The following is a 26279-nucleotide window of genomic DNA, read 5'->3' on the forward strand; positions in this document are numbered from 1 at the left end:
CGAATCGCCTTTGGACTAGTCATTTAGACCCAAACAACATGTCTGAGACATTACCTAGCTCAATGTTCCTCGTGTCACACCCAGTTGATTCTGCAAATTCAATTCTCGCCACAACTGCGCTCCGGTAATTTCGCCCCGCATCAATTGACGATAGCGATCAATCGTCTGTATCACCTCGCGCGGAGACTCGTTGACAAACTCAACGCGGAAGTACCTTACTCCCAATTGAACTAAATGCTGCATGTATTCTGCCCCCGTCTGAGCCTTGCCGTTAAAGACCGTATTTCGACAACCCGAATCGGCATGTAGAACATGTTCCGTCCCGGTGCGATCGCGCAAGGTGACGTCATGGTTCTCACAGGGGCGACCGCAGTTTTTATAGTCCGTCCCATCAGACAAGAAGGCGCAGAACACGCAATGCTCCATGTGAAACATTGGCATATGCTGATGAATCGTGATCTCAAATGTATGAGGTGATGTACTCGTTAGTAGATCCGTTAACTGCTCCATGTTCAGATCATAGGACGCTGTTAATCGCTCTAGCGCAAACGTTTGCTTCAAATAATCTGCCGTTAAGTGATTCGCCACATTGAATGAAAAGTCTCCAATACAGCGATCGCCTCTAAAGAACTTTAGCTGATCATAATTTCGGATCAAATAACCATCTGCATCAGATTGACGCACCTGCTGCAAAATCCAATTCTCGCCTGGTTTGGTGATTCTAGGTGGTGCCACCCAGACAGATGAGGAAGATTGGCGAACCAGTTCAACAGCTTGACCGTAGGCACGAGGATCTTCAAATTCGCAATACAGGGTTTTAATTCCTGATTGAAGCGCTGCTTTCAATTGTTGAAAATTACGAACTAAAACGATTAGCTCTGGAGACTGATCCACGATTGCGGAATCTGAATGCACAACCAAATTTTCGAGTACCAAATTTTGGAGTGTTGCTTTTTCGTTAAGCTGCCAGCGTTTTGGCTGCGATCTCAGGATGTCCAATCGCTCAACCATCTCTCGTCGCACCCGATTTAGTTCACTAATCGGTAGCATCACGCCATCCCCAAGCCGATTAGTCAACCTATCTAACCGAAACGGAGTATTACCCAACCGCCCGAACTGGTCTTGCAATCGTTCGGTTGTGAGTGGCTGTGTGTGAGCCTCGGTGAGGAGAATGGACGATTCAACTTGAGCAATATGCCCCTGTTCATCGCGGGCGATCGCAACCAATGGCTGTCCGCTTTCGCCATGAATTTCAACTGAAATTGGGCGTTGAAACTTGGGAGCATCGCCTGCAAAACTTTGGCGCAACTGTCGATCAAGTTCTGGATCGCTCGTTTTCCAGACGCGATCGCCGACTTCAATTCGACGCCAGTTTAGATCGCGTTTGCCAAAGGTAAGAATCGAGTCTTGTCCGCGCTGATCGACCGTGTAGACCCGTCCGCCTTCTTCTTTGGCTTCGGGGTGTCCACTATCAAACACAACGCCGTCTCCAGCTTTGAGCGGAGCTTGCAGTCGAATCGCGAGTTGCTCGTTGCGAATAGACTTCACTTCGCCCAAATAAACGCCCCGCTTTTTGCCAAATTGGGCATGAACCAGCGCTTGATTGTTGATGCCTTCAAACCATCCGGTGTGGAGTCCCCGCGAGAATGCCATTTCTAACTTGTAGCGATCGCCCGAAGCGGAACCGTCACGTCCTACATTATTCGACGTTGCATTCACAACTCGATCGATCGCCTCCCGGTAAACTCGCGTCACATTCGCCACATACTCCGGGCTTTTCAGCCGTCCTTCAATCTTGAGAGAGGCGACGCCCGACTGGATTAGCTCCGGCAATACCGAAAGTCCTGCCAAATCTTGAGGACTGAGTAAATATCGACGATTTGCGCCTTGATCTGGATCGCTCAAATCCACTACTCTGCCGTCTACCACCAGATCGTAAGGCATTCGACAGGCTTGAGCGCATTCTCCTCGATTGGCTGAGCGCCCGCCCAACGCTTCACTCGTCAAACACTGTCCAGAGTAGGCAACGCAGAGCGCTCCATGCACAAACACCTCTAACGGAAGTGCCGCATTGTCCTTCGGAGCTTCGCTTTGCGAATCATAGATCTGCTGCTGAATTTTATTAATTTCTTGGATCGAACACTCTCGCGCCAGTACAACTAACTGGCAGCCCAACGACTTTGCAAACTCCACTCCAGCGGCGCTTGTAACGGTCATTTGAGTCGAAGCATGAATCGGAAAATCAGGGGATAAATGTCGAATTAAACGACAAATGCCAATATCTTGCACAATCACTGCGTCAACACCAGCCGCAATGATTGTCCGAAGATAGTGTTCTGCTTCTGTGAGTTCTTTGGGAAACACTAACGTATTCAGCGTAACGTAACCTTTCACGCCGCGACGATGCAAGAACGTCATCAGTTCGGGCAAATCAGCTTCGGTAAAGTTTTGTGCTCGCATTCGAGCATTGAAGCGCTCTAACCCAAAATAAATCGCATCTGCACCATTTTCGACAGCGGCTTTGGCGCAGTCCCAATGTCCCGCGGGAGCCAGCAATTCGGGTCGAGTAGTCACGGTGGCATTCATGAAATCGGTTAACAGAAGGGCACTAGCGATCGTAGCAATTTAACTGACAAATTAGAGAACCGGAGACAGCAATCGGGCAACTCTTGCTGTAAATCGGAGCCACAACGGTTCTTTTTCCTCCGAACTCTCGACGAGGCGACACTCTTTTAGATCAGCTAGGAGCATCTGTTCAACCGCTTGAATAAACGGTAGCGATGTGACAAACATCGAGGCTTCAAAGTTGAGAAAAAACGAGCGGTTGTCTAAATTGACCGTGCCCACCGACGCGATCGCATGGTCAATTAACATCACTTTCTGATGCAAAAATCCTGGTTCATAGCGATAGAATTTAACGCCTGCCATTTGCATTTCTTTGTAGTAGGAAAACGCGCAGTAGTAAACCCAAAAGTGATCCGGGCGATCGGGCAGCAGAATGCGGACGTCAACCCCGCGAATCGCCGCTAATTTCAATGCTGTGAGAAACGAATCATCGGGCACAAAGTAAGGACTTGCTATCCATAGCCGTTCGGTCGCTTGGTTGATGGCATTCACAAAAAACAAAATACAATTGGGCAAGCGATCGGCAGGCCCAGTCGGTAGGACAAATGCTGTTTGATCGGCTTCTAGACTGGGTTGCACATCCCAATTCACATCTAAAACTTCTCGGGTTGCCCAATACCAATCGCCTAAAAAACTGCCCTGCAAACACTGCACAGATGCACCCCGGACTCTTAAATGGGTGTCCCGCCACGGGCTGAGCCGTGGCTTATAGCCCATGTATTCATCTGCAATATTGAGACCCCCCACAAACGCGATCGCGCCATCGACAATCAAAATCTTGCGGTGATTGCGAAAGTTCACCTGCCAACGATTCCACTTGCCTTTCGTACTCTTAAACACTCTCATCTGAACGCCACTGCGCTCTAGCGATCGCCGATACATGTGTGACAACCTTCGAGTGCCAATGCCATCATAAAGCAGATGAATTTTGACGCCCTGCTGCGCTTTCTCAATTAACGCTCGACGAAACTCATTTCCGACGCGATCATCACCCAGCGTATAAGTTTGCAGCAATATATAATCTGTTGCTGCTTCGATTGCCGCTAGCATTGCTGTAAATGTAGCTTCACCATTAATCAGCAGCTCAACGTGATTACCAGAGGTAAATGGAATGGCGGCAAGGCGATCGGCGAGTTCTTCTAAAGGCGCAAGCTGTTCTGGTAGCGGAGTGATCTGACTCCGCAGTTCTTGGTATGCCTGACGCACTAAGTCTTGATGTTCACCAAACGCACCCCGCAATGCTTCTGCATACCCTTGAAACTGATTTCTACCGAACACCCAGTAGAGAGGAATCGTAACCCAGGGAAAGGTGACGAGTGAAATACTCCAAGCAACTGCCCCCCGCGACGATCGCACATTCATCACCGCATGGGCAGCACTCGCAACGCCCCCCACTTGCACCAACAAAACCAGGATGCTCAGCACGGATACTTTATCCACATTTAGCCCAAAAACTCAACAATCATAGGTTTATGATCCGATGAAACCACATGATTGAGAACTTTTGCTCCCACAAAATTTTGACTAAATCCTCGATAGAAAATGTGATCGAGTGGCGGTGACAGTAAAAAACGTTTGATGTTTTGGGCATCCTCTGGAGGAAATTTGGCCCGCGTTAGTCCGAGTCTCCGCGCCATCGCTGCCAACATGACCCACCGCGATCGATTCCAGGTATTAAAGTCTCCAGAAAAGATTACTGCCCCAGAATGAGCCGAGATCGCGCATTCTAGCTCGTGCAACTGTGCCTTAAATTTGGTCAACTCGACAAAGTTAATCAAATGAGAATTAACGGTAAGCAACGTTCTATCAGTGTTAGGTAGCGGATATTCAACCACAAGCGACACTTTTGGCGTTTGAGTCACGGGTTCGTAATGCTCGGTGATGACTGCCTTGCGAGTTAGAGAAGAGGCTCTCGCCGCCGTTAACACCCCTGCATAACTGTTGTGATAAGTATCAATAAAGTTGGGCGCAAAGCTCCATCCCATCTCGGTCAATTCGCTCAAATACTTGGCTTCGGCACAAAGCCGCACTTCTTGTAAAAAAATCAGATTCGGGGTGTAGCGTTCTAGAATCTTTGCGAAATCGCTGAGCCAAGCGTTATCTCCATTGTTCTTGGCAATGTTCCAATTGAGAACTCGAATCGATCTGCCGCAGAGGGGCAACGGATCATGATGAACGCGATGAATAATCGTTTCATCTGTCCGAACAAATCGATAAGATGGCAGGAAGGTCTTTAGCATTGATTGCGATTGATTTTGCTAAGCTTCGAGGATTGTGCGATTCCTTCGGAAGCTTGCGGAGCAATCGCATGAATTCTGTCTATCTGATAGTAATAGATTGACGGGACATTCGCATTGAGCAACCTGTTCTTAGAAGGCCGCTACTGTTTAATCAGAGTTGTTTAATTAGAGTTGTTTAATCAGAGTTGCTTAATCAAAGCGTTTAATTAAAGTCACGATCGCATCCACCAACGTTCGTGCGTCAAACGGTTTGGACAGGTAGAGCTGAAATCCGGCAAACTCTGGGTCTTCTCGCACCGTTTCTAGATCTTCTCCTGTGAGCGCGATCGCAGGCGTTTGTCGTTGTCGCATTGAGTCTTGATGCCGCAAATACTGAAGCACAGCAGCACCCGTTCCATCAGGCAGACGAATATTACTGAGTAAAATATCAGGCTGAAACCCACCCTCTAACAGTTGGATTCCTTCTTTAACCGAGCCAGCATCAACTACGGCGGCTCCCTGATACTCTAGTAGAAGTGTTAGTGCTGTCCGGGTGACGGCTTCATCCTCAACCACGAGGACTCGAAAAGGGGTTAGTTCTGGGGGCGGGCTGGACAAAATTGATGCAGTGGAACCACGCTAAACAATTTAATCTTCAATTGTATTAAAATAGCATTTCTTCAGATTGATTGCATCCGATATCGACCTGAAGCCTCTTTTCAGGTATACCAGCCAATTTTCTATGATCAAAAAGCTCTAGTCTAAAATGGGTAAGAATTGACAAGCTTAGATCAAGGCTATGGCAAGCGTTCGACTAGACGGCATCTCACGACGGTTCAGCAAATTTGCAGCAGTCGATAATATTTCGTTCACCGTTCCAGAAGGACAATTTTGGGTGTTGGTCGGCCCGTCTGGGTGCGGCAAATCGACCATTTTGAGAACGATCGCGGGGCTAGAGACCGCAACCTCTGGGAATCTCTACATCGGCGAAACGCTGGTGGATAATGTGCCTGCGCGTCAACGTGATGTCGCTATGGTGTTTCAAAACTACGCGCTATATCCCCACATGACGGTGGCAGAAAATATTGCCTTTGGCTTAAAGATGCGGCAAGCAGATGCGAAAACGATTGGAGAGCGGGTCGAAACCGTCGCGCACATTCTTGATATTGCTCATCTGCTCGATCGCAAGCCGCGACAGCTTTCGGGCGGACAACAGCAGCGAGTCGCCTTGGGACGCGCGATCGCACGACAACCGCAGGTTTTTCTACTCGATGAACCGCTTTCTAATTTAGATGCTCAACTGCGAGACGATACACGGGCTGAATTAAAGCAACTGCATCAACGTGTAGGAATTACGACAATCTATGTCACTCACGATCAGGTCGAAGCAATGACGTTGGCAGATCAAATTGTCGTTCTCGATCGCGGGGCGATTCAGCAAATTGGTGAGCCGCAAACGATTTACGATCGTCCCGTCAATCGCATGGTCGCGACGTTTCTAGGGAACCCGCCGATGAATGTTCTGCCCGTCACCTTCACCGGAACAGGGTTTCAGATCGGGGAACAAAGCATTCCACTCCCGCCCAAATGGAAGCCTCAGTATACGCTTGGAGCAAGGTTTGACTTGGGCATTCGACCTGAATATGTGCAGGTGAGCCGCGAGTCGGGGCAATTCCGAGCAGAAGTGAGCGTTGTCGAACCGTTGGGACGAGAAGTCTTAGTGCGGGTTGTGCTGCCGAATGAGAACCGCGGATTGCAACCGAGTTTGAATGTGCAGATTCGCCCGGATTTAAACTTGCGATCGCGGGAGCAAATCTTCGTCAGTCTAGATTTAAATCAGATTTTTCTGTTTGATCCTGCCACTGGAACGCGGATCTATCCAATTTTATGATGAATTTTGTGATGAATCGACTTCACGCATACAACGCTCGAATCCATTCCCATTCCTGCTGCAAGCCTTCAGATAACTTGACTTGCGGTTGGTAGCGGAGAATTCTTTGCGCTTTCGACACATCTGCCGACGTGTGACGGGCATCCCCGATCGCCGTCTCGATATGGTTTCGTTGAATAGGTCGATCTGCGATCGCAGCCATCGTATCAATCACTTCAGTTAGCGCTACGCGGCTTCCCCCACCGATATTGAAGATTTCTCCTACCGCTTCAGGAACGGTGGCGGCGGCGAGATTAGCTGCGATCGCATCGCTAACATAGGTAAAATCTCGCGTTTGCTGCCCGTCCCCGTAGATGTCGATCGGCTGATTGTCTAGAGCAGCTTTGAAGAATTTGTGAAATCCCATATCGGGGCGTTGGCGCGGCCCATACACGGTGAAATAGCGCAACGCACAGATCGGAACCCTAAAATTTTGGTGATACAGTCCGCAGAGTTGTTCTGCCGCTAACTTTGTAATTCCATAAGGCGAAACTGGACGAGGACAAAGCGTTTCCGACGTTGGCATCGCCTCAGCATTACCATAAATAGACGAACTCGACGCAAATACGAACCGCTGAAGCCGCTTCGATTCTTTCGCCGCTTCTAATAGAATTTGCGTCACATTCACATTCTGCTCGGTATAAGTGCGAAACCCTGTGCCCCAACTTGATCGCACGCCTGCTTGTGCCGCCTGGTGGTAGAGAACATCCACGTCTGCCAGCAGCGCTGTCCAATCCAAAGTTTGAATATCAGCCTCGATTAATTTGAAGTTAGGATGCTGAGCAACGTGAGCAATATTCTTCCGCTTCAGTGCTGGATCATAATACTCATTAAACTGATCGACGCCGATCACCTGCTCGCCTTGGCTCAAAAGAGCATTAACGAGATGAGACCCAATAAACCCCGCAGCACCAGTCACAACGCTTGTCGGCATACAAATAAGAACAGACTCCAACGATCTGACGATCTTACCTGATTGCGGTTCCTTAGGAGATGCGCTTCTCTCGTTCTTAAACAGTCAAGACTGCAAACTACTAACTCAAACTGCTTTTGAGCCGACGAAACTTGTGCTGCAAGTTGCCATTTTTTCGCTTAATAAATGATGCAATTGAGCTTGCGATCGCGCCGAAATTAGTGGCAGAAATCTTATCTGTTTCTGGCAAAAACGACACGGGTTTCTGAGTCGGATCACTGAGATATCGATAATGCAAAAACAAATCTCGATAAGGAATTTCTACAGCAATGCCTTGACACAAACGATTAAATTTAGATGACGCAACACTCATGTAATGAATGTAAGTTAATCGACGCCCTTTGTCATACAAAACATGCTCAATCTCATCGAACTTAGACGACCAATGAGAACCAGTTGCCTCGCCTCGAACTGCAAAGTTATAGTACGAAATTTCGCTCCGCAAAACCATGTAATTTAGAAGCGATTGATCAGGACCCCAAAGCGCCATTAGATCAGCTTCTCCTGCACGAAGATGATGTAGCAATTGCTCTAGAATGTCAGCAGTAAATACACCTTTTTTAGAAGCAAACCAGCCCGCACAGAAGATATGATTAAGCTTATTGAGAGTAAAAACCTTGGATAAATCTTCTTCAGATGCGTCAAAAATGTACTTCACATCTGAGCAGTACTGATAATCATTTGTGACCCAACTGTGCCGCTCTAACTGTTGGAAAATAGGCTCAACTGATCCCATTGCTAGGGTATCAGCATCAAAATAAATGAATTGATCAAACGGACCGTCGAAACAGCACAATTTGCGGTGCATGGCGAGACGATAAGTTTCGGGAAGCCCACGATCGCGCCATTCTTTCTGCGCGCGATCGTGGGCTTCCCAGGCTTGCGTCGCAAATGCTTCCCAACGCTCAATCGAGTCTTGATCCTCAAACAATGTGACCTGAGGACGACGAATAACTTCAGCTTTTACTTGGTCTAAACGATCGTCATAAGGAATGATGCACACAGGCATATCTTGACCAATATTTACCTCAATACTGTTCAGCAACGCCACAAGCTGATGATAAACATAGTCGTTTGCCAGAATGTAAATACCATTCATTACCTTGCACTCACAAAAGGAACTAAACGAGATACTTTACGCCAAAAATTATTAGGTTCATGCATATAACGGTAGTGCTGCCATACTTCCCAGTAAGGTGCGCTAGGATGCATGGCGATGCCTGCCCAATGAATGTATTGCAGCGGCTGGTCTTTGTCGTACAGGACAGAGTTTCGATTCTCAAAGTGTTTAGAACCAGCCCAACTACCAGGTATTTTGTCTGATGCTTTAACCAAATTTTCTCGTTTATGAAAACACTTGAGAATAAGGTAATTTAGAACAGGTTGATCCGTAACGCCTTGAGTAAAATCGAAATATTCTCGATGCTGAGAGCATTCTCGCAACACATTGTACAATTTCTCCTCAGTAATTACGCCTTTTTTCGATCCCCAAAAACCACTATTAAATACATCTTGTAGTTGTTCGTCAGTAAAAATGTTTTGCTCACGAACAACTGGTGAAAATATGTTTCGCAATCCTTCACTAGAGAAGTGATAGTCGCTGCAAAAAAAATCTATTTCAGAAAGCCGATTTAATCGATCTGCGATTTTCTCAAAAACAACAATATCTGTATCAATGTAGAGAAACTCATCTAACACACCAAACCAAACGGCTAACTTTCTCATTTTGTTAGGCAAGGCTAGAAAGTCGCGATCGAAGATTTCACCCACGTTACGAGTGAGCCGTTCCAGCAACTCTAAGTCAGGAAAAAGCTGAACGTTGTGTAATTGATTTAGCGTTGTGAGAACCGTTTGATAGTCATCGTTAAACGGAATCAGGTAGACCGGAACCTCACGATCGCAGCGGCGAATACTGTTGAGCAATGCGATCGCATTATCAATAACTTTATCGTTTGCGACGATATAAATTCCTTTCATTGTTAGTAAGCTAACCTCAATTTTTTTAGAACTCGTTTAACGAAACTGGGAGAAAGTGTTTTAGGCTCAGAAGGCGGCGGATCGAGAAACACAGGACGCTTCTGAGGCTCATGTAAAAAGCGGTAGTGCAGGAATAAGTTGCGGTAGGGAAACATGACATTCTCGCCTGCGCAAACTTGCTCCATCAATTGCGGCTTGACGCCGATGTAATGCAGATAGGTCAGCCGAGTACCGCGATCGTAAAGAATATGGTTTCGTTCTTCAAAATGCTTTGAGGTGACAGAACATCCAGTCGATTTGTCAGACGGCAAATAGGACCCTAAATTACAGCTTTTCAGCCCAGAGCGCATCACCATGTAATTCAGCACAGGCTGCTCTCCGGCTCCCCCATACAAAATCTCTTTATCGCCCGCTTGCAATTGCGCAATCAAAGTTTCGCGTTGTTGCTCTCCAAACAGTCCCCGCTTGGCGGCAAAAAATCCAGAACAAAAGATTTCGCTGCGAATCCGTTCGTCAGAAAAGACGTCATAGAGCTTCGGGGAATTGACATTATAAATCTTGCTCGGATCGAGAAATTGGTAATCGTAAACGACCCAATCGAATTTATCTAACATGCCAAACACGCGATCGAGCGGACTCATCGCCAGCGTATCTGCATCCATATAGACGAAGTTATCAAACGGGCCATCAAACGCGCAGAACCGCCGATGCGCTCCATATAACCGGAGTTTGTGATTTAACCGCTCTGGGGCAATGCGTTGCATAAACGTGTCCCAACGCCGGATCGAGTCTTGATCGTCGTAGATCGTAACGTTTGGGCGATTGCGAATTTCTGCCCGGATGCGATCGCACTGATCATCAAAGGGATAAATGCAAATTGGCAGCGTTTGACCCATCACCACCTCAATGCTGTTGAGCAAGGCGATGAGTTGGTCATACACACGATCGTTTGCGAGGGTACAAATTCCGTTCATAGTGGTTTATCGAGAGAGCGTCTTTCAATCGAAGCGAGCAACATATTCGGAGAGCCAATTGACTAGATTCAATTTGTGCAGAATGACTTGACGTGCTTCTGCGATCGCGGCTTTCGCCTCGTGCCAAGCGTCCCGTGTTGCCGTCACCTCCTGGATATACTTCAAGCCTTTTTCATCCAAGCTCGGTAACCGTAGAAAACTTCCTGGAGGCAACAGCTTGTCTGCCGCAGAGCCGCCATAGTAGATCGGCAAACACCAGGACAGCAAAGCATCCCAAAGTTTTTCAGTGACATACCAATCGTTCTCAGCGTAGTTCTCAATGGACAAGTTGTAATAGTACGGAGCCAGGCCGTACCACTTGCCGTTCATCCGGCCTCTGTTGTGCGACCAAGGTGGGAGATCTCGCCCATAGAGATCGAAATCTACGGCATTGTCTTGCAGCAGTTTCAGAAACGCCAATCGCTTACGATGATTCTCCGTGCGGCTAATGCCAGAGGTGATCCAGCTACAGGTTTTGACTTTTTCGGGTGGGGGCATGTCGTTCAGTTCGCGAAACGAATTGCCCAAATACCAGATGGCAGGCATGTAGTCGGGGACAGGTGCAAAGTCATCGGGGCCTGAAACATGAGCGCAGTACTGGCTGGCGTTGGCGTAATTGGCTTTGGTAATGTCTACGATTTCAGGAAGCGGCGGTTCTCGAAGTAAGTAAATGGCGCGATCGTGGGGAACTCCGCGAAACCGTTCTCTAATATCGGGCAGTGGCGTAGGTTTACGCAGCATAGACCGCAACGATTTTTTCGGCTGAGACGGACGCGGAAAATCAAACTGATACAACAGTAGAAAATCGGGGTTTTCTGCCGATGCTTCGATTTGAATATTGTTCCACTGTCCAAACGGGTAGGGCGACTGCTGCCATAGCCAATCGATCGGGCTTGGGTTAAGACCGACGTAGCTGCTGACCATTCCAATCGTTTTCTTAGTCATAAGATGCGAAATTTCTGATGCGAGATTTCTGATACGAGATTTCTAAAGTCCGACGGGTTGTTCTTCGTGTGAGAATTGCAGGGAATAAAGCTGAGCGTAGAGACCGCCTTTTTTGAGAAGCTCAGTGTGAGTTCCGAGTTCGACGACTTGACCTTGATCGAGAACGGCAATCTGATCAGCGTTTTGCACCGTGGACAGACGGTGAGCGATGACGAGCGTGGTGCGATCGCGGCTCAGTTCATCAATTGCTTGCTGCACGACCCGTTCAGAAACGGTATCAAGTGCGCTGGTGGCTTCATCAAGAATCAGAATGTCTGGATCGCGCAGGAGAGCACGCGCGATCGCGAGGCGTTGCCGCTGTCCACCCGAGAGCATCACGCCGCGATCTCCAATCAGTGTCTCGAATCCTTGCGGTAAATTCACGATGAACTCGTAAGCGTTGGCACGTTTCGCCGCTTCGATAATCTGATCGTCTGTTACAGAGTCACACGCATACGCAATATTGTTGCGAACGGAGTCGTTAAACAAAAACGTATCTTGGCTAACGATGCCCATTGCTCGACGCAACGATTGGGGATCAAAGTCGCGCAAGTCGCGATCGTCGATCAAAATCCGTCCGTCGGTTAGGTCGTAAAATCGAGGCAACAAGTCTGCCATCGTCGATTTGCCCGCTCCGGAAGAACCAACTAATGCGAGAGTGGTTCCTTTGGGTAGCGATAGATTGACGCGATCTAGCACCTGACGATCATATCCTGGATACGAAAAGGATAAATTTTGAAATTGAATTTCGTTTTCTAGGGCAATAAAGGTGTGATTGCCTTTGCTCATAAACGGTTTATTGTCACGTCGCAGAAATTCGTTTACAACGGCAACGCTAGGAGCCATCGTTGCAAACGCACCACGAGCGCCGTTGAGTTGCCCAACAAAAGGCAACAGGCGAAACAAAATCAGCAAATACGTGAGTAGAACTGTTGAGAGTGATTCGAGTTCGGTGGCAAAGAAAACCCGACCGAGAACCACGATCGCTAGCACCGTCAAGATGCCTGCCATCTCATTAACGGGGCCAATTAGGGCCGCATTTGCCTGGGATTGAAAATCAGCTTGTTCTCGCGCATCAATCAACGTTTCGAGCTTGTGATATTCCTGCCGTTCGTTGCCCGTCGATTTTACCAATCGGATTCCTGACAGCATCTCCAGCACTGCTACCGAATAATCACGCGACTGATCCGAGAGTTTCTGCCCAAATTGCTTCGCTCGTTTGACAAAATAGTTATTTGCGATCGAAACAAATAGCAATAGTACAGTAGATGCTAGGGTCAGTTGCCAAGAGATCGCGAGTAGTAGCGCTACAAACACCAAGACCGTGATCACAGTCGTGATCATCTGAATTGCAATCCGAATCGCGGCAGCCGTTGAGCCGACTTCTCCACCTAAACGATTGATTAAGTCTCCAATTTTTGTTTTAGCGTAGAAGTCTAAATCTACGTCGAGTAAGAGTTTGAGACCATCTTTGCGAATCTCGTTGACTAGCGATCGCGATAAATGACTCGACGATAGAGTGCTGACATAGCTAGTAATATTTTTGAGCAAAATTGCCAAGAGCACAACGCCCATCATGGTGAGCAATCGGGTGTCTCCCGCTTGACCATCCACACTAGAGAAGGCTTTTTGCAACACTGGAGGAATCCCCTTGAGATTCACATCCTGTCCCAAAAACCCAAGAACGACGGGGACAATCAGCATCGTACTGACGCCATTAAACAAGGCTCCTGAAAAGCCCAGAACCACTGTTGCGACGATCCAACGGGGATATCGCAAGGCAAATTGAAGGAGGAGCTTGTTAGGCGACATGGAATGTTCTAGACAAACGACGATCAGGGCACATCAAGCGACGACAAAGAACTGTTTCTAGTTATCCCGCTTGCCTAGTGCAGGAAACACTTAGACAGGGTGATTTGCATCTTAGGCAGGGGTGTTCTGAATCAGGATACGCTGATACAGCAGTTTCATCTCATCGGCAACGGCATCAAACGTACGGATGGGTTTAATTCCTTGACGCAGGTTTCTACTACGTCTGGATGTGCGGCTAACTGTGCGATCGCGCCCTCCCAGCGTTTTTAGAAAGAGCGCGATCGCTAATGACAGCAACCACTAGCGCAGTTGAGACAGGAGATTTTCGACGATCGGAGCCATAGCATTCACGCTGTAGTGAGCTAAACAGCGTTCTCTGGCTTGAAGTCCCCGGTCTTGAGCTAGATCCCAATCTTGAAAAATCTCACTAATTCTTTCTGCAATGTGCTCTGGTGATCCGGGATTTACAAGAAATCCAGTGTTACCTAAGATCTCCGGGATATCCCCGACTCGGCTGGCAAGAATTGGCTTTGCCATCGCCATTCCTTCGGTGAGTTTGATTGGAAACTGAGCTTGGGCAGTTACCGTGTCCCGTTGGGGAACGACTACAACATGGGCGGCTGCTACAATTTCGGGCATTTGCCAAAAGGGAGCAGGTGGGAGTTTGATCACCCAGCGTCCCCACTTTTCGATCAGGTGGCGATCGTAGTCGTCATAAGGACTACCACCCACAATTACCAGCTTCAGATCAGGCTGGTCTAAACGATCGAGAGCAACCAAAACGTCTTCTAAACCCTTGTGAGGACGGGACGCACCCGGAAACATCAGCACCCGATAATCGGATAATCCGTATTTACGACGACTCTCCTCTGGATCGTGTTTTTGCGGATCAAACATACTCGTGTCCTTGCCATTAGGTAGATACACGCCGCCAAAGCGATTTTTTAGGAACTGCGTGTCAACTGTGATGGCATCCGCACGAGACACCAGTTTTTCCATCGCTTGAAGATAGAGAGGATGATCGAGCGATCGCAGCGCGCCATCCGATTTCAATACATCCCGCGCAAATTGCTTTAGTCCCGGACGATAGCGCCACTCGTCGCCGCCCATCCAGCTCATTTCCCAATCGTCAATGTCTAGAATGACGGGACATCGCATCTGAAGTTTTTTGAGCAACGCGACGCCAAAACTCGCGGGCTTAGGCTTTACGGCATACACCACGCCACCATCAATTCTGGAGAGCAGATGTCTAACCGAAGCAAACAAAGGTGGCTGATTTCCGGGTAAACACACAATTGGCAGATCTGGCGGCGGTTCTGGATAGATTTTTTCGCCAAACAAAAATCCCAAAATTTCGACGTCGTGATTGAGCGATCGCAGCACTTGCGCTAAAAGATAAGCGCGATCGACGCCACCTTTAGAAAAGTTGGGAGTCAAAATAGAAACTTTCATAACGAAACTTTCACAACAAAGAGTGCGCCAGAGTCCTGACTAAAAGTACCCTCAATCCTCTATCAGTTCTTCATAAAGCCCTACCATCTCCTCCGCGACTTCACGGACTGTCTTTACAGGTTGGATGCCTTGCTTGAGCGTCGCCACAACTTCTGGATGTTCTGCCAAATGCTCAATGGCGTTTGCCCAAGCTTGGGGATCTGTTGCTGGAATCAACCAGCCATCTTTGCCATGACTGACAAGTTCAGCGATGCCGCCCAAATCCGAACCAATGACTGGAGTTCCAACAGCATGAGCTTCTAGCACAACCAAAGGCCCCGTTTCTAGCCACTGTGAAGGAACGGCTAAAAGATCGAACTGAGCGATCGCACCCGGCACATCGGCACGACTTAACGGCTCTCGAATCTGAATTCTGGAATCTTGGGCTGCGATCGCAAGAATTCGGTCGCGGTTTGCCTGTCCATGCTCATCGGCGTGAGTGGCATGGATGATCAGTTCGACAGGTCGCGATCGCGGCACGTGCTGAAGCGCTTGAACGAGGATTTGAACGCCCTTTGTTTCTTGCCAACGACCGAGAAAGCCGATCTTAAGTGAGGCGTGGGAGACAGGGCGTGAAAGGTGAGATGTCGGAGAGACGCCGTGACGACTAAGGAGGAGTTTGGTTTCAGGAACGCCGTTGGCCACAAGGGCATCGTAGAGCCATTGACAGACAACAACGATTCGATCGGTGAGCTGGACAATTTCTCGCAGTTGATGAGCGCGATCGCGCACCTGAGCCGGAGTCCTCAGTGTCGTTCCCAATTGGCGGAATCGGACATCGCTAGATTGACGCAGGCGATCGTGACTTGCGGTGATCAGCGATCGCGGCAGTTGGCTTAACGGCTCGGCAATCCAGGGCGGAACGCGCTTTGAAACGCCTAAACAGTGACCACATCGAGTCACATTAATCTGCCCATCGCAGGCGGTTTGTCCGGCTTGCATCATTGTGCCGCGTACACAAACCACCTCTGGCATGTGAACGGTTAGGATCGTTTTCATGCCCAATTCACGCGCGAGACGAAGATGAGGAATGCCGCATCCACCTCGCAGTGGGCTTCCTTCAGAATCGCGCACCGTATGCTGGTGATAAATCTTGCTTTGACTCGCTTGCAGCCAGCCTTTAAAGGCGGCAAACGACGCATAGCGATACACCTCGATGCCATTGTGGTGATATGTCTGGTGGTGATCTGTCGGAGAGTAGGTCTGAGAAAGGGTCAGTGGAGAAGTTTTCTCAGGTTTAAGCGGCGTACCAATTACGCACTCAACGCCCAACAGCTTTAAATCTTGAGCTAATCCGTCTAGATAGACTTCCACGCCTCCTGACGAGTCAGGAAGATACCAAGCACTGGTTTGAATCAGCTTCATGGGCAAAAAAAATAGCGTGGAACAAAAACAGAATCCGTAGGCGTTAAATCAAATCCTGGTTATCCACCAATTTGATTCGACCACTTTGAATATCGTCAAAAATGCGATTAATCTGCCGCCGCTCTTCTTCGGTAATGCGTTGGCTGGCAAGTAACACGGATGCCAAGTGAAGATGTTCTTGACGGTTAAGGTATCCGACTTGCAAAATCCGCTCAATAATTCGTTTGGTGGGCAAATTGAATCGATTTTGGGATGCTTTTACCATAGAAGTTATCGGGGCTTCATTGCCGAGGGGACTGATCGCGCACCGCAGCAAGTCGCGAATCATAGCGGTATTCATATGGATACCATTAATTATGTTGACCTTCTTACTTTTGCGCCTTTCTAACGCTGCTAGGCAAAGGTACGGTAAGCAAATGGTCAAGAATTCATAAATTCTGACTTGACGCCTTCACGCCACTTAAGTATTGACAGGTTGAAGGTCAGAATAAACACGAAGAAAAAATTTCAGGTCATGCAAATCCACCGAATTTCAGTCCTTTCTAATAACTACGTTTTTCTGCTGCACAACCCTCAAACCCAAATCGCGGCGGTTGTCGATCCCGCAGAGGCAGAACCTGTGCTGCAAAAGCTAGGTGAATTAGGAGCAACCCTCGTCGCCATCTTTAATACTCACCATCACCGAGATCACGTAGGCGGAAACACGCAGCTCTTACGCCAGTTTCCCAATGCGATCGTTTATGGAGGTAGTCACGATCGCGGACGAATTCCGGGACAGCAGGTATTTTTACAGGCGGGCGATCGCGTCTCGTTGGGTGATCGTCAAGCCGAGGTGTTTTTTGTCCCAGGGCATACTCGCGCCCACATCGCCTACTACTTTCCGCCGACTGGCTCCCAGCCAGGGGAGCTATTTTGCGGAGACACTCTATTTTCTGCGGGATGTGGCAAATTGTCTGAGGGCACACCTGAGCAAATGATGCGATCGCTGAGTCAGCTTAGAGCCTTACCCGACACAACCCAAGTCTGGTGCGCCCACGAGTACACCTTGAGCAATTTGAAGTTTGCGATCGCCGTCGATCCAGAGAATCAGGATTTGCAAGCTCGCTTTTCTGAGGTTCAAACGATGCGTCGTCAGAATCAAGCCACGATTCCAACTGTACTCGGACTTGAAAAACGCACCAACCCGTTTTTGCGTTGGGACACCACCCCGATTCAACAGGCAATGCATCAACACGATCCGGTTACAACCTTCGCGGCTCTACGTCGGAAAAAAGACAACTTCTAAAAGCTATATCCGGCGCTAAAGTAGAAGGCTTCATCTTGAGCATTTTCACCGCGATCGCGCAGATCGGAGAATGGCAACGCGTAGTCTAGCCGAACCGTAAATTGCGGAAACGGTTCAAGAATAACGCCCAATCCGGCGCTGGCAAGAAAGGTTTGAGCGGGAAGAAGGTTAGGATTGCCAGAGCGGTTCCAGATCGAGCCAAAGTCTACAAACGGCGCGAATTGAAGAATCGGTGCGCCAATTTCGTTGCGTTGAATCACGATTCGATCTTCGAGCGAGACCCGAAATCCATTGTCGCCAGAGCGAGCATTTTGGCGATAGCCGCGCAAGGTTTGACCACCCCCAATCACAAACTGCTGAGAGGGCAATAGAGTGTTGGGCGTCAGTTGCAGATCGGCTTGAGCAATCAAGAGATGATTTGCGCCGAGTCGCTGCACCCGCTGAACTTGTCCGAGCCAACTAAAGAACCGCCCGTCGGGAATTGGGGCTGAATTTTTGGTGGTATTGAGGACATCTAGACCAAAGCTGAACTGCGATCGTAGGGCCCAAGCTCCTTCAAGATCGCGCTTGACATAATCCTGTCCAAATTTGAGAACGCGAGTCCGGCTGTTACCAGTGGCATCAGGACCAATGCCAAACGGAAACGGCGTGCTTTGAAACAAAAACGTTTGTCCGTTTTGTGCAGCGAATCCCAACGAAAGCGCAAATTCTTCGCGGGACGAGCGGACGAGCGGTTGGCGGTAGCTCAGCTCATAGAGATCGGTGTTGCTGCGGATGCCAAAGGCGGCAAACTGAGGCTCGACAATTTTGCTGCGGCTTGGGGCAACCCGAAGTTGCAGCGTTCCATTCATCGCATTGACCGGAACTCGGTAGTTAAAATCAAACGCATTGGAGCCACCTTGAGCCGTCCGAAAATAAGCCGCGCTGAGTTGGTCTCCCAATCCAGTTAGGTTGCGGTAGCCCACGATCCCGCCGAATCGCTCGGAGCCGACGCTGGGCGGAGAATAGTTATCCGCTCCAATAAAGCCGTTTAGACCACGGGCCTCTTCAATCCGGACGGTCAAAATGCTTTGTCCCAAACCGATTCCGGGACGCAGACTTGCTTCTACGGCGTCAAATAACGGATCGGCTTTAAGCAACCGTAATTGGTCTTCGAGCTTATCTTTATTAAGGGGCGTAGCGGTTCCAAGGCGTAAGCGATCGCGCACGTAAAACGGTTTGAGCCGCGCTAATCCTTGAATGTCGATGGCTTCAATCGAGCCTTCAATCACTCGGACTTGCACAACGCCATCTACGATCTCTTGATCGGCAACAACCGCTCTGGAGGTAATGTAACCACGACTGAGATAAAGCTGTGTGATCGCGTCTGCTACGTTTCGCAGCTCTTCAAGAGTGACAGTTCTTCCTTCAACTGTCTGGGTAATTCGCGCAATTTCGTCGGCGCTCAATATCGTTCCGCCCACGACTTCAATTTTGCGGACTGGAATGTTGACCGACGACGGTTCGGGAGTTGGAGTCGGATCTGGAGTCGGTGAGAGGGGTGTTTCTGCGGGCAGGGGCTGCGGGTTGGGAATCGGTTGGAGAAAGCGATCGGGGTTTGGATTGGCTCTTGGCAGGGCTGGAGATGGAGCGGTCTGTGAGACGTTGAAGGAAGCCTCTGCGGGTTCTCCATTGCGCTCCGTGCCAATCGCGTTGGGTGCAATGAAAAGCCCAATTAGACTAGTTAGACAACATAAAACCTGAATATTCATCAATTTACTCATAAACCGATCGCCCCGAGGAGAAAAATTTTCCCGTAGATAAATCGCTTTCATGATACAGACAAACTCTGCGAGCGCCATTCTGGTTAGTACGGAGGGGCTGAGCCGTGGTGAATGATAGGTGTCTAGATGATTTCACTCCATACCCGCTCTCCATGCCAATTCAATAAGCACGAACCTCAGTCAGCATGAACCTAAGCAGGCACGAAACTTATCACCTCGCGATTTCGGAATTACAAATTAGCTTTAGGATCGAAGAAACTACTTTTCCCTTCCATGCCCCCGACCGATCATCATAATCCGCTATTGACACTTAATTACGAACCTGCGTTTGAGCGTTTGGGAAACGACTTTTCTGATCCTGTTGCAGCGGCTGAGTTTCCGCAGCACAGCCTGCGCTTTCGCAATAACGATGTTTTGGCTCAGTTAGGACTCGATCCGCAGGCCGTCACCGATCAGCATTTTGTTGAAGCGTTTGGTCAGTTTCAGAATCGAGAGCCTTTTTTGGCGATGCGATATCACGGCTATCAGTTTGGTGAATATAATCCTGCGCTGGGCGATGGCAGAGGCTTTCTATATGGTCAAGTCCGAGACAAGAGTGGCGAACTCTACGACTTTGGAACCAAAGGATCGGGACGAACGCCCTACTCTAGAGGCGGCGATGGACGGCTGACTCTAAAAGGCGGTGTGCGAGAAGTGCTGGCAGCAGAAATGCTGCATCGACTGAAGGTGCGCACGTCGCGATGTCTTAGTTTGATCGAAACTGGAGAAGCCCTTTGGCGCGGAGATGAGCCATCTCCCACGCGATCATCGGTGATGATTCGATTTAGTCGATCGCACATTCGGTTTGGTACATTTGAGCGCCTCGATCGCTACGATCGCAAAGATCTGATCACCATTCTGTTAGATCATGTCATTGAGTATTACTATCCGCATTTGCTAAGCGATCGCGATCGATACGCGGCCTTTTACGCCGAACTAGTTCAAAGAACCGCAACCCTCGTCGCGCAGTGGATGGCGGCAGGATTCTGTCATGCTGTTCTAAACACCGATAATATGTCTATTACCGGAGAAAGCTTTGATTACGGGCCTTACGGCTTTATTCCAAGTTACGATCCGCAATTTACAGCCGCTTATTTTGACTATTCTGGGCGCTACAGTTATGCCAATCAGCCCCCCATCTGTCATTGGAATTTGAAGATGCTGCAAGCCCCGTTGAAGCGGATCATTGCTTTAGCGGATTTGGAAACAGGCTTATCAGCATTCGAGACGTATTATGAAGCGGCTTATCGGCAAAGAATGCTCTACCGATTAGGGTTTGATCACCTAGAGGATTCGATTGCGAACGAACTGGTTAAGCTAACAGTTCAATTCTTAAAAGAATCTCAAGTTGACTATCATGATTTCTTTTGGGAGTTGACTCAGCAATTTTCTGACGATTGGCGAGAAGAAGCTAGCAATATCTTCGGTGAAGTTGTCCTGCCTGAAGAATTTTTTAACCTCTTTAATCAGTGGCGAGAAAAATATTGTTTAGCCTTAAATCTGATGTCGAGCGATGACCTGATCAAGATGCGCGAGCGCTTACATCAATACAACTCACAAGTTGGATTAGTTCGACCAGAAATTGAGGCGATTTGGGAGCCAATTACACAAGAGAACAATTGGCAACCTTTTTACGCTTTATTGGATCGAATTCGCTCATAAGATAGCGCTAAACGCATGTTAGAACCACCTGTTTTTGTGACCTCAAGGCTAGTTGTGCGGCTGCTATCTCAACAAGATGTAGCTGCGGTTCTCCACTACTATAAAGAGAACCAAGCTTTCCTTGAACCTTTTGAACCAATTCGACCGAGAAATTTTTACACCAAGGATTTTTGGACGCAACAAATTGAGAAAAGTTTGATTGAATTTGGCTACGATCGTTCACTGCGGTTGTTTATCTTCACACGAGCAGAACCTAAAAAGATTATTGGGACTGCCAACTTTACTCAGATGGTTCAGGGAGTCTCCTATTCATGCAGTTTAGGCTACAGTTTGACTCAATCAGAACAGGGAAACGGCTATATGGTAGAAGCGCTGCAACCTGGAATTCAATACTTATTTGAAGGATTAAATTTACACCGAGTTAATGCAAATTATATGCCGCATAATCGGCGTAGCGGCGGTGTTTTAAAGAAGCTAGGATTTGTAGTAGAAGGCTACGCTAGAGATTACTTATTAATTAATGGCAAGTGGGAAGACCATATTTTAACTAGCCTCATTAACTCCAATTGGGTAGACACGTGATGAGAGAGACTATTGCCGCGATCGCAACTGCAATTGTGCCGGAACAAGGCAGTGTTGGCATTGTTAGACTGTCTGGCGCAGAAGCCGTTGCGATCGCCCAAAGTCTCTTTCATTCTCCGGGCAATCAGACCTGGGAAAGTCATCGCATTCTATATGGTTTTGTTCGTCATCCCCAAACGCAAATTATGGTTGACGAAGCCTTGTTAATGTTGATGCTGGCTCCGCGATCGTACACTCGTGAAGATGTGGTCGAATTTCACTGCCACGGTGGCATTATGGCAGTCCAACAGGTGCTACAGCTTTGTATTGAACAGGGCGCAAAACTAGCTCAACCGGGAGAATTTACGCTGCGAGCTTTTCTAAATGGACGATTAGATTTGTCGCAGGCAGAGAGCATTTCTGATTTAGTTGGAGCGCGATCGCAGCAAGCGGCTCAAAGCGCGATCGCAGGCTTGCAAGGCAAACTTGCGGCTCCAATTCGTCAACTCCGAGCTGCTTGCTTGGATATTCTGGCAGAGGTGGAAGCCCGAATCGATTTTGAAGACGATTTGCCTCCGCTGGATGAGCCAGCGATCCGATCGCAACTGGCTCAGGTGTTAGAAGATGTCACGCAAATTTTAGCAACAGCAGATCGGGGCGAATTGTTGCGAACAGGCTTGAAAGTGGCGATCGTTGGTCGCCCGAATGTGGGAAAATCTAGCCTTTTGAATGCTTGGAGCCGCAGCGATCGCGCCATCGTCACCGATCTGCCTGGGACAACTCGTGACGTAGTGGAGTCTCAGCTTGTGGTCGGCGGAATTCCGGTGCAAGTCCTCGATACGGCTGGCATTCGAGAAACAGACGACCAAGTTGAGAAAATTGGCGTCGCGCGATCGCGATCGGCGGCTCAAGGGGCGGACTTGGTGCTGTTAACGATTGATGCTCAAGCAGGTTGGACAGATGCAGATCAAGGAATTTATGATCAAGTGAATGAAGGCCATCGTCCCTTCATTTTGGTCATTAACAAAATTGATCTCATCGGTTCTGCTGATATTCCTCACTATCCCGCATCAATCAATCAAACTGTCCAAACTGCCGCCGCCCAAAATCAAGGGATCGATGATCTAGAAAAAGCTATTTTATCGACTGTTCAAACTGGAAAGATTCAAGCGGCTAACCTCGATGTTGCGATTAATCAACGTCAAGCGGCAGCATTGATGAGAGCAAAAACTGCACTTCAACAGGTGCAACGTACGATCGCAGATCAACTCCCTTTAGATTTCTGGACGATCGATCTAAGAATTGCCATTCAGTCTTTGGGTGAAATTCTTGGTGAAGACGTAACCGAATCTGTTCTCAATCGTATTTTCAGCCGATTCTGCATTGGGAAATAGTATTTTAGTACCATCATGCTAAAATTCAGGCAGACCTCCAAACCGTAGGGCGAAAGAGCGCTATGACAGCTACGGACTGGCAATCCACCCAAATTGAATATCCTGAATCAGATGGTAAACCGTTGGCAGAGACCGATTTTCAGCGTGTTTACCTAATGTATGCAACCGAAGCATTGGATATTCACTTTCAAAGTCGTCCTGACGTTTATGTGTCTGGAAATATCTGTTTCTATTACGAAGAAGGAAATCCAAAGGCATATCTTGCGCCTGATGTTTTTGCGGTTCTAGGGCTTCCTAAACGCAAACGACGGACTTATAAAGTGTGGGAAGAAGACGGAAAATTCCCGAACTTTGTATTAGAAATTACCTCGAAATCCACAGTCCATGAAGACCAAGTTCTAAAAAAGGACTGTACGCCTTCTGGGGCGTTCAAGAATATTTTCAGTACGATCCTACGGGAGATTATTTGAAGCCTCAATTGCAGGGACTCAAGTTGATAGATGGAAACTACACGGCTATTCCGTCTCGTTCTTTAGAGAATGGTGGACTCTCTATTTTTAGTGAAACTTTGGGTCTGGAACTTCATCTAGAAAATCAAGAATTGCGCTTTTATGATCCAATGACGCAAAAGAAGTTACTTAGCCATCAAGAATCTGAATTTGCAAGACAGCAGGCAGAACTGAGAGCAGAACAGGCAAGTCAACGAGCCGATCGCTTAGCCGCGAGATTGCGAGAACTCGGAATTGATCCAGAAGCGCTTTAGCCTAACTTGAAGCTTGCACGATCGCTCTAGAATAAAAGATCGTTGTCAGCAGGAGCGATCGCATCATGAAAATTTTAATCATGGGAGGAACTCGATTCATTGGGGTTTATCTCACTCGGTTATTGGTTCAGCAAGGTCATGATGTGACGTTATTTAATCGCGGCAACAAGCCCGCTCCCGTCGAAGGCATTCAGCAGATTCAGGGCGATCGCACCAATCCAACAGACCTGAAAGACAAGCTGGCAGGACTAGAATTTGACGCCATTTTTGACAATAACGGACGAGAGCTAAGCGACACACAACCTCTAGCCGACATTTTCAACGGTCGCGTTCAGCATTTTGTTTACATGAGTTCGGCAGGCGTTTATCAAAAATCTGATCAAATGCCACATATCGAAGGTGATCCCATCGATCCAAAAAGCCGTCACAAAGGCAAAAACGACACAGAAATCTATTTGGCAGAACAGGGATTGCCCTTCACCTCAATTCGTCCCACCTACATCTATGGAGCGCAAAACTACAACGATTTAGAGGCTTGGTTCTTCGATCGAATTGTCCGCGATCGCACCGTCCCGATTCCTGGTCACGGACAGCACTTCACCCAGTTCGGGCACGTGAAGGACTTAGCTAGTGCCATGACCAAGGTATTAGGCAACTCTAAAGTGATCGGACAACTCTACAACGTGTCCCACAACCGCGCTGTCACCTTCGATGGACTCGCTCGCGCCTGTGCCCAAGCCGCCGAAAAAGACCCTACAACGCTCCAACTCGTCCACTACGATCCCAAAGCGTTTGATTTTGGCAAGCGCAAAGCCTTCCCCATGAGAACCCAGCACTTTTTCACAGATGTCAGTCACGCAATCGCTGACCTCAACTGGCAACCCGAATTCGATCTTGTCTCTGGCTTAAAAGACTCCTTCCACAACGACTATCTAGCCTCTAATCGTCACCAATCCACCCCCGACTTTTTCCTAGACGATCAAATTCTCTCCACCTTCTAATTAATCCACAGCAGTTTCTACATCCACGACATCCCCTTTCCTCCCTCATCCCTCCTCTCTCCTCTCTCCCTTCCCCCCCCTTGACGCCGTTACCGCTCCTGGATATCTTTGTCTCTCAATGACAGAGGAATTTGACGTGAACGTTCTAATCGCCCTGATTGCAGTTGCAGTTGGTTTGTTACTCTTGGTGCTGTTGGGGTTGGATCTGCAGTATCGGCGGCGTCTCGGCAACAAGATGGAGCTTTCCTCGGGAAAGTGGGAGATCGAAGTTTACGAACCTCAGCACTACGTTCTAGTCGGTGAGCTAAAATTTCACAATTTCACCGAACGTCTAGAAGTAATGGTTCCAGAGATTCGGGCAGAGGTGACGCTGCTATCGATCGCGGGTTTAGAGGGCATCACGACCACGACTCGCATTGAACCTCGGTTCACAGGGGCGGAAGTTCGCGCTGATGGCTACTGGGAAAGCCATATCGTCAAAATTGGTAAAGACGATCCGATCGAGGTGACAATCGACATCAAAGGACCCGATCTCAGTCAACTCAGAGTGGCTTGGATTCAAATCCACTACATGACCTACGGGCCGGAAGGACGCTATCCCAAAGTGCGTCATGTGATCGTGCCGCTCAAATTTCCGGCGGTCGAAGAATCGAGTCGCTGGCGTCCTGCCGCTAACGCCGATGTTTTACCCATTCGGACTCATTTGCTGACGCATTTAGATGATCCCGCTGCGATCGTCAAGCGCTACGTTCTACCACACGCTCAACCCGGCGATATTGTGACGCTCGGCGAATCGCCCGTCGCTATCATGCAAGGGCGATTCCGGCATCCCAGCAGCATTCAACCGGGCTGGCTAGCGAAACGGCTGTGCTACCTGTTTCTACCAACTTCTAGCTTAGCCACCGCGTGCGGACTGCAAACCTTGATCGATCTAGTTGGACCTGTGCGTGTCTTCTTCGCGTTCTTGGTTGGGTCGCTGGCAAAACTGATCGGCAAGAAAGGAGTGTTCTATCAACTGGCAGGCGAACAGGCGCGATTGATCGACGACGTGACCGGAACAATTCCTCCTTACGACAAATTCATTGTGCTAGGACCTCATAATCCTCGTGAAATCTGCGATCGCATTCAGCAAGAAACCGGACTTTCCGCCGCAATTGTCGACGTCAACGACTTGAAAGCAGTTAAGATATTGGCATCGACTGCTGATTTATCTCACGACTTGCTCAAGCAAGCCTTAATCAGCAATCCTGCCGGAAACGCGAATGAGCAAACGCCCGTTGTATTAATTCGCCCCACCGAATCAACTGGTAGGGTGCAAAGCAAGTTTCCGATTGAATGATCGCCGCTCCGTCCGCTTCGTTTACAATTCGTTTACAACGCAATTTTGAGTGAATCTTTCTTAAGGTTGACCCAAATTGAACC

24 protein-coding genes are annotated in these 26279 nt (G+C 48.5%); 9 read left to right on the forward strand and 15 right to left on the reverse strand.

Annotation, left to right across the window (positions count from 1 at the left end):
• Positions 1 to 54: 54 nt before the first annotated feature.
• From AC5JLB_RS21055 to AC5JLB_RS21070, 4 genes are all read right to left on the reverse strand, one after another.
• A complete protein-coding gene (locus tag AC5JLB_RS21055) occupies positions 55 to 2574 on the reverse strand; it encodes a U32 family peptidase (protein ID WP_495875778.1) in 2520 nt (839 codons plus the stop codon).
• A 63-nt stretch (positions 2575 to 2637) separates the two neighbouring features.
• The gene (gene cls, locus AC5JLB_RS21060; protein WP_495875779.1) at positions 2638 to 4065 is read right to left on the reverse strand and encodes a cardiolipin synthase; all 1428 of its coding nucleotides are present in this window, start codon (positions 4063 to 4065) and stop codon (positions 2638 to 2640) included.
• Positions 4066 to 4067: 2 nt separating this feature from the next.
• Positions 4068 to 4865, reverse strand: a complete 798-nt coding sequence (locus AC5JLB_RS21065) for an endonuclease/exonuclease/phosphatase family protein (protein WP_495875780.1) — start codon at positions 4863 to 4865, stop codon at positions 4068 to 4070.
• 189 nt (positions 4866 to 5054) lie between these two features.
• The gene (locus AC5JLB_RS21070) at positions 5055 to 5462 is read right to left on the reverse strand and encodes a response regulator (RefSeq protein ID WP_495875781.1); all 408 of its coding nucleotides are present in this window, start codon (positions 5460 to 5462) and stop codon (positions 5055 to 5057) included.
• Between the two features lie 181 nt (positions 5463 to 5643).
• Here AC5JLB_RS21070 and AC5JLB_RS21075 point away from each other — a divergent pair, with 181 nt between their 5' ends.
• Positions 5644 to 6735: an ABC transporter ATP-binding protein gene (locus tag AC5JLB_RS21075; protein WP_495875782.1), complete on the forward strand. Its 1092-nt coding sequence runs from the start codon at positions 5644 to 5646 to the stop codon at positions 6733 to 6735.
• A 22-nt stretch (positions 6736 to 6757) separates the two neighbouring features.
• Here AC5JLB_RS21075 and AC5JLB_RS21080 read toward each other — a convergent pair whose 3' ends face one another.
• The 10 genes from AC5JLB_RS21080 to AC5JLB_RS21125 form a co-directional block, all read right to left on the reverse strand.
• On the reverse strand, positions 6758 to 7708 hold the full coding sequence (locus tag AC5JLB_RS21080) for an NAD-dependent epimerase/dehydratase family protein (RefSeq protein ID WP_495875783.1): 951 nt from the start codon (positions 7706 to 7708) through the stop codon (positions 6758 to 6760).
• 100 nt (positions 7709 to 7808) lie between these two features.
• Positions 7809 to 8846 (reverse strand): Npun_R2821/Npun_R2822 family protein, encoded by a 1038-nt coding sequence (locus AC5JLB_RS21085; RefSeq protein WP_495875784.1) that lies wholly within the window; start codon positions 8844 to 8846, stop codon positions 7809 to 7811.
• Positions 8846 to 9724: an Npun_R2821/Npun_R2822 family protein gene (locus AC5JLB_RS21090; protein WP_495875785.1), complete on the reverse strand. Its 879-nt coding sequence runs from the start codon at positions 9722 to 9724 to the stop codon at positions 8846 to 8848. Before AC5JLB_RS21090 ends, AC5JLB_RS21085 begins: the two co-directional genes overlap by 1 nt.
• A gap of 2 nt (positions 9725 to 9726) precedes the next feature.
• Entirely contained in the window at positions 9727 to 10698 is a 972-nt protein-coding gene (locus tag AC5JLB_RS21095; RefSeq protein ID WP_495875786.1) for an Npun_R2821/Npun_R2822 family protein, read from the reverse strand.
• A 24-nt stretch (positions 10699 to 10722) separates the two neighbouring features.
• Positions 10723 to 11682, reverse strand: a complete 960-nt coding sequence (locus AC5JLB_RS21100) for a glycosyltransferase family 10 domain-containing protein (RefSeq protein ID WP_495875787.1) — start codon at positions 11680 to 11682, stop codon at positions 10723 to 10725.
• Positions 11683 to 11724: 42 nt separating this feature from the next.
• A complete protein-coding gene (locus tag AC5JLB_RS21105; RefSeq protein ID WP_495875788.1) occupies positions 11725 to 13533 on the reverse strand; it encodes an ABC transporter ATP-binding protein in 1809 nt (602 codons plus the stop codon).
• Positions 13534 to 13644: 111 nt separating this feature from the next.
• Entirely contained in the window at positions 13645 to 13830 is a 186-nt protein-coding gene (locus tag AC5JLB_RS21110; RefSeq protein ID WP_495875789.1) for a hypothetical protein, read from the reverse strand.
• 3 nt (positions 13831 to 13833) lie between these two features.
• Positions 13834 to 14985 (reverse strand): glycosyltransferase family 4 protein, encoded by a 1152-nt coding sequence (locus AC5JLB_RS21115; protein ID WP_495875790.1) that lies wholly within the window; start codon positions 14983 to 14985, stop codon positions 13834 to 13836.
• A gap of 51 nt (positions 14986 to 15036) precedes the next feature.
• On the reverse strand, positions 15037 to 16389 hold the full coding sequence (locus AC5JLB_RS21120) for a glycosyltransferase (RefSeq protein WP_495875791.1): 1353 nt from the start codon (positions 16387 to 16389) through the stop codon (positions 15037 to 15039).
• Between the two features lie 43 nt (positions 16390 to 16432).
• On the reverse strand, positions 16433 to 16717 hold the full coding sequence (locus AC5JLB_RS21125; protein ID WP_495875792.1) for a hypothetical protein: 285 nt from the start codon (positions 16715 to 16717) through the stop codon (positions 16433 to 16435).
• A gap of 186 nt (positions 16718 to 16903) precedes the next feature.
• On the opposite strand from AC5JLB_RS21125, the gene gloB reads away from it, so the two are divergent.
• Complete coding sequence (gloB, locus tag AC5JLB_RS21130) at positions 16904 to 17674, forward strand: hydroxyacylglutathione hydrolase (protein WP_495875793.1); 771 nt, start codon at positions 16904 to 16906, stop codon at positions 17672 to 17674.
• On the opposite strand, the gene AC5JLB_RS21135 is transcribed toward gloB, so the two are convergent.
• Positions 17671 to 19488, reverse strand: a complete 1818-nt coding sequence (locus AC5JLB_RS21135; protein ID WP_495875794.1) for a ShlB/FhaC/HecB family hemolysin secretion/activation protein — start codon at positions 19486 to 19488, stop codon at positions 17671 to 17673. The genes gloB and AC5JLB_RS21135 overlap by 4 nt on opposite strands.
• Before the next feature lie 222 nt (positions 19489 to 19710).
• On the opposite strand from AC5JLB_RS21135, the gene AC5JLB_RS21140 reads away from it, so the two are divergent.
• The 7 genes from AC5JLB_RS21140 (at position 19711) to AC5JLB_RS21170 (ending at position 26196) form a co-directional block, all read left to right on the forward strand.
• Entirely contained in the window at positions 19711 to 21138 is a 1428-nt protein-coding gene (locus tag AC5JLB_RS21140) for a protein adenylyltransferase SelO (protein ID WP_495875795.1), read from the forward strand.
• A gap of 15 nt (positions 21139 to 21153) precedes the next feature.
• Positions 21154 to 21720 carry a ribosomal protein S5-alanine N-acetyltransferase gene (gene rimJ, locus AC5JLB_RS21145; protein ID WP_495875796.1) on the forward strand — a complete coding sequence of 189 codons (567 nt, stop codon included), beginning with the start codon at positions 21154 to 21156 and terminating at the stop codon, positions 21718 to 21720.
• Complete coding sequence (mnmE, locus tag AC5JLB_RS21150; RefSeq protein WP_495875797.1) at positions 21720 to 23093, forward strand: tRNA uridine-5-carboxymethylaminomethyl(34) synthesis GTPase MnmE; 1374 nt, start codon at positions 21720 to 21722, stop codon at positions 23091 to 23093. Before rimJ ends, mnmE begins: the two co-directional genes overlap by 1 nt.
• A gap of 62 nt (positions 23094 to 23155) precedes the next feature.
• A complete protein-coding gene (locus tag AC5JLB_RS21155; RefSeq protein WP_495875798.1) occupies positions 23156 to 23563 on the forward strand; it encodes a Uma2 family endonuclease in 408 nt (135 codons plus the stop codon).
• Positions 23560 to 23856, forward strand: coding sequence for a hypothetical protein (locus AC5JLB_RS21160; RefSeq protein ID WP_495875799.1), 297 nt, complete (start codon positions 23560 to 23562; stop codon positions 23854 to 23856). Before AC5JLB_RS21155 ends, AC5JLB_RS21160 begins: the two co-directional genes overlap by 4 nt.
• Before the next feature lie 65 nt (positions 23857 to 23921).
• Positions 23922 to 24857 (forward strand): NAD-dependent epimerase/dehydratase family protein, encoded by a 936-nt coding sequence (locus AC5JLB_RS21165; RefSeq protein WP_495875800.1) that lies wholly within the window; start codon positions 23922 to 23924, stop codon positions 24855 to 24857.
• A gap of 136 nt (positions 24858 to 24993) precedes the next feature.
• Positions 24994 to 26196 carry a F420-0:Gamma-glutamyl ligase gene (locus tag AC5JLB_RS21170; protein ID WP_495875801.1) on the forward strand — a complete coding sequence of 401 codons (1203 nt, stop codon included), beginning with the start codon at positions 24994 to 24996 and terminating at the stop codon, positions 26194 to 26196.
• Positions 26197 to 26279 lie beyond the last annotated feature (83 nt).

Source organism: Myxacorys chilensis (assembly GCF_059505265.1).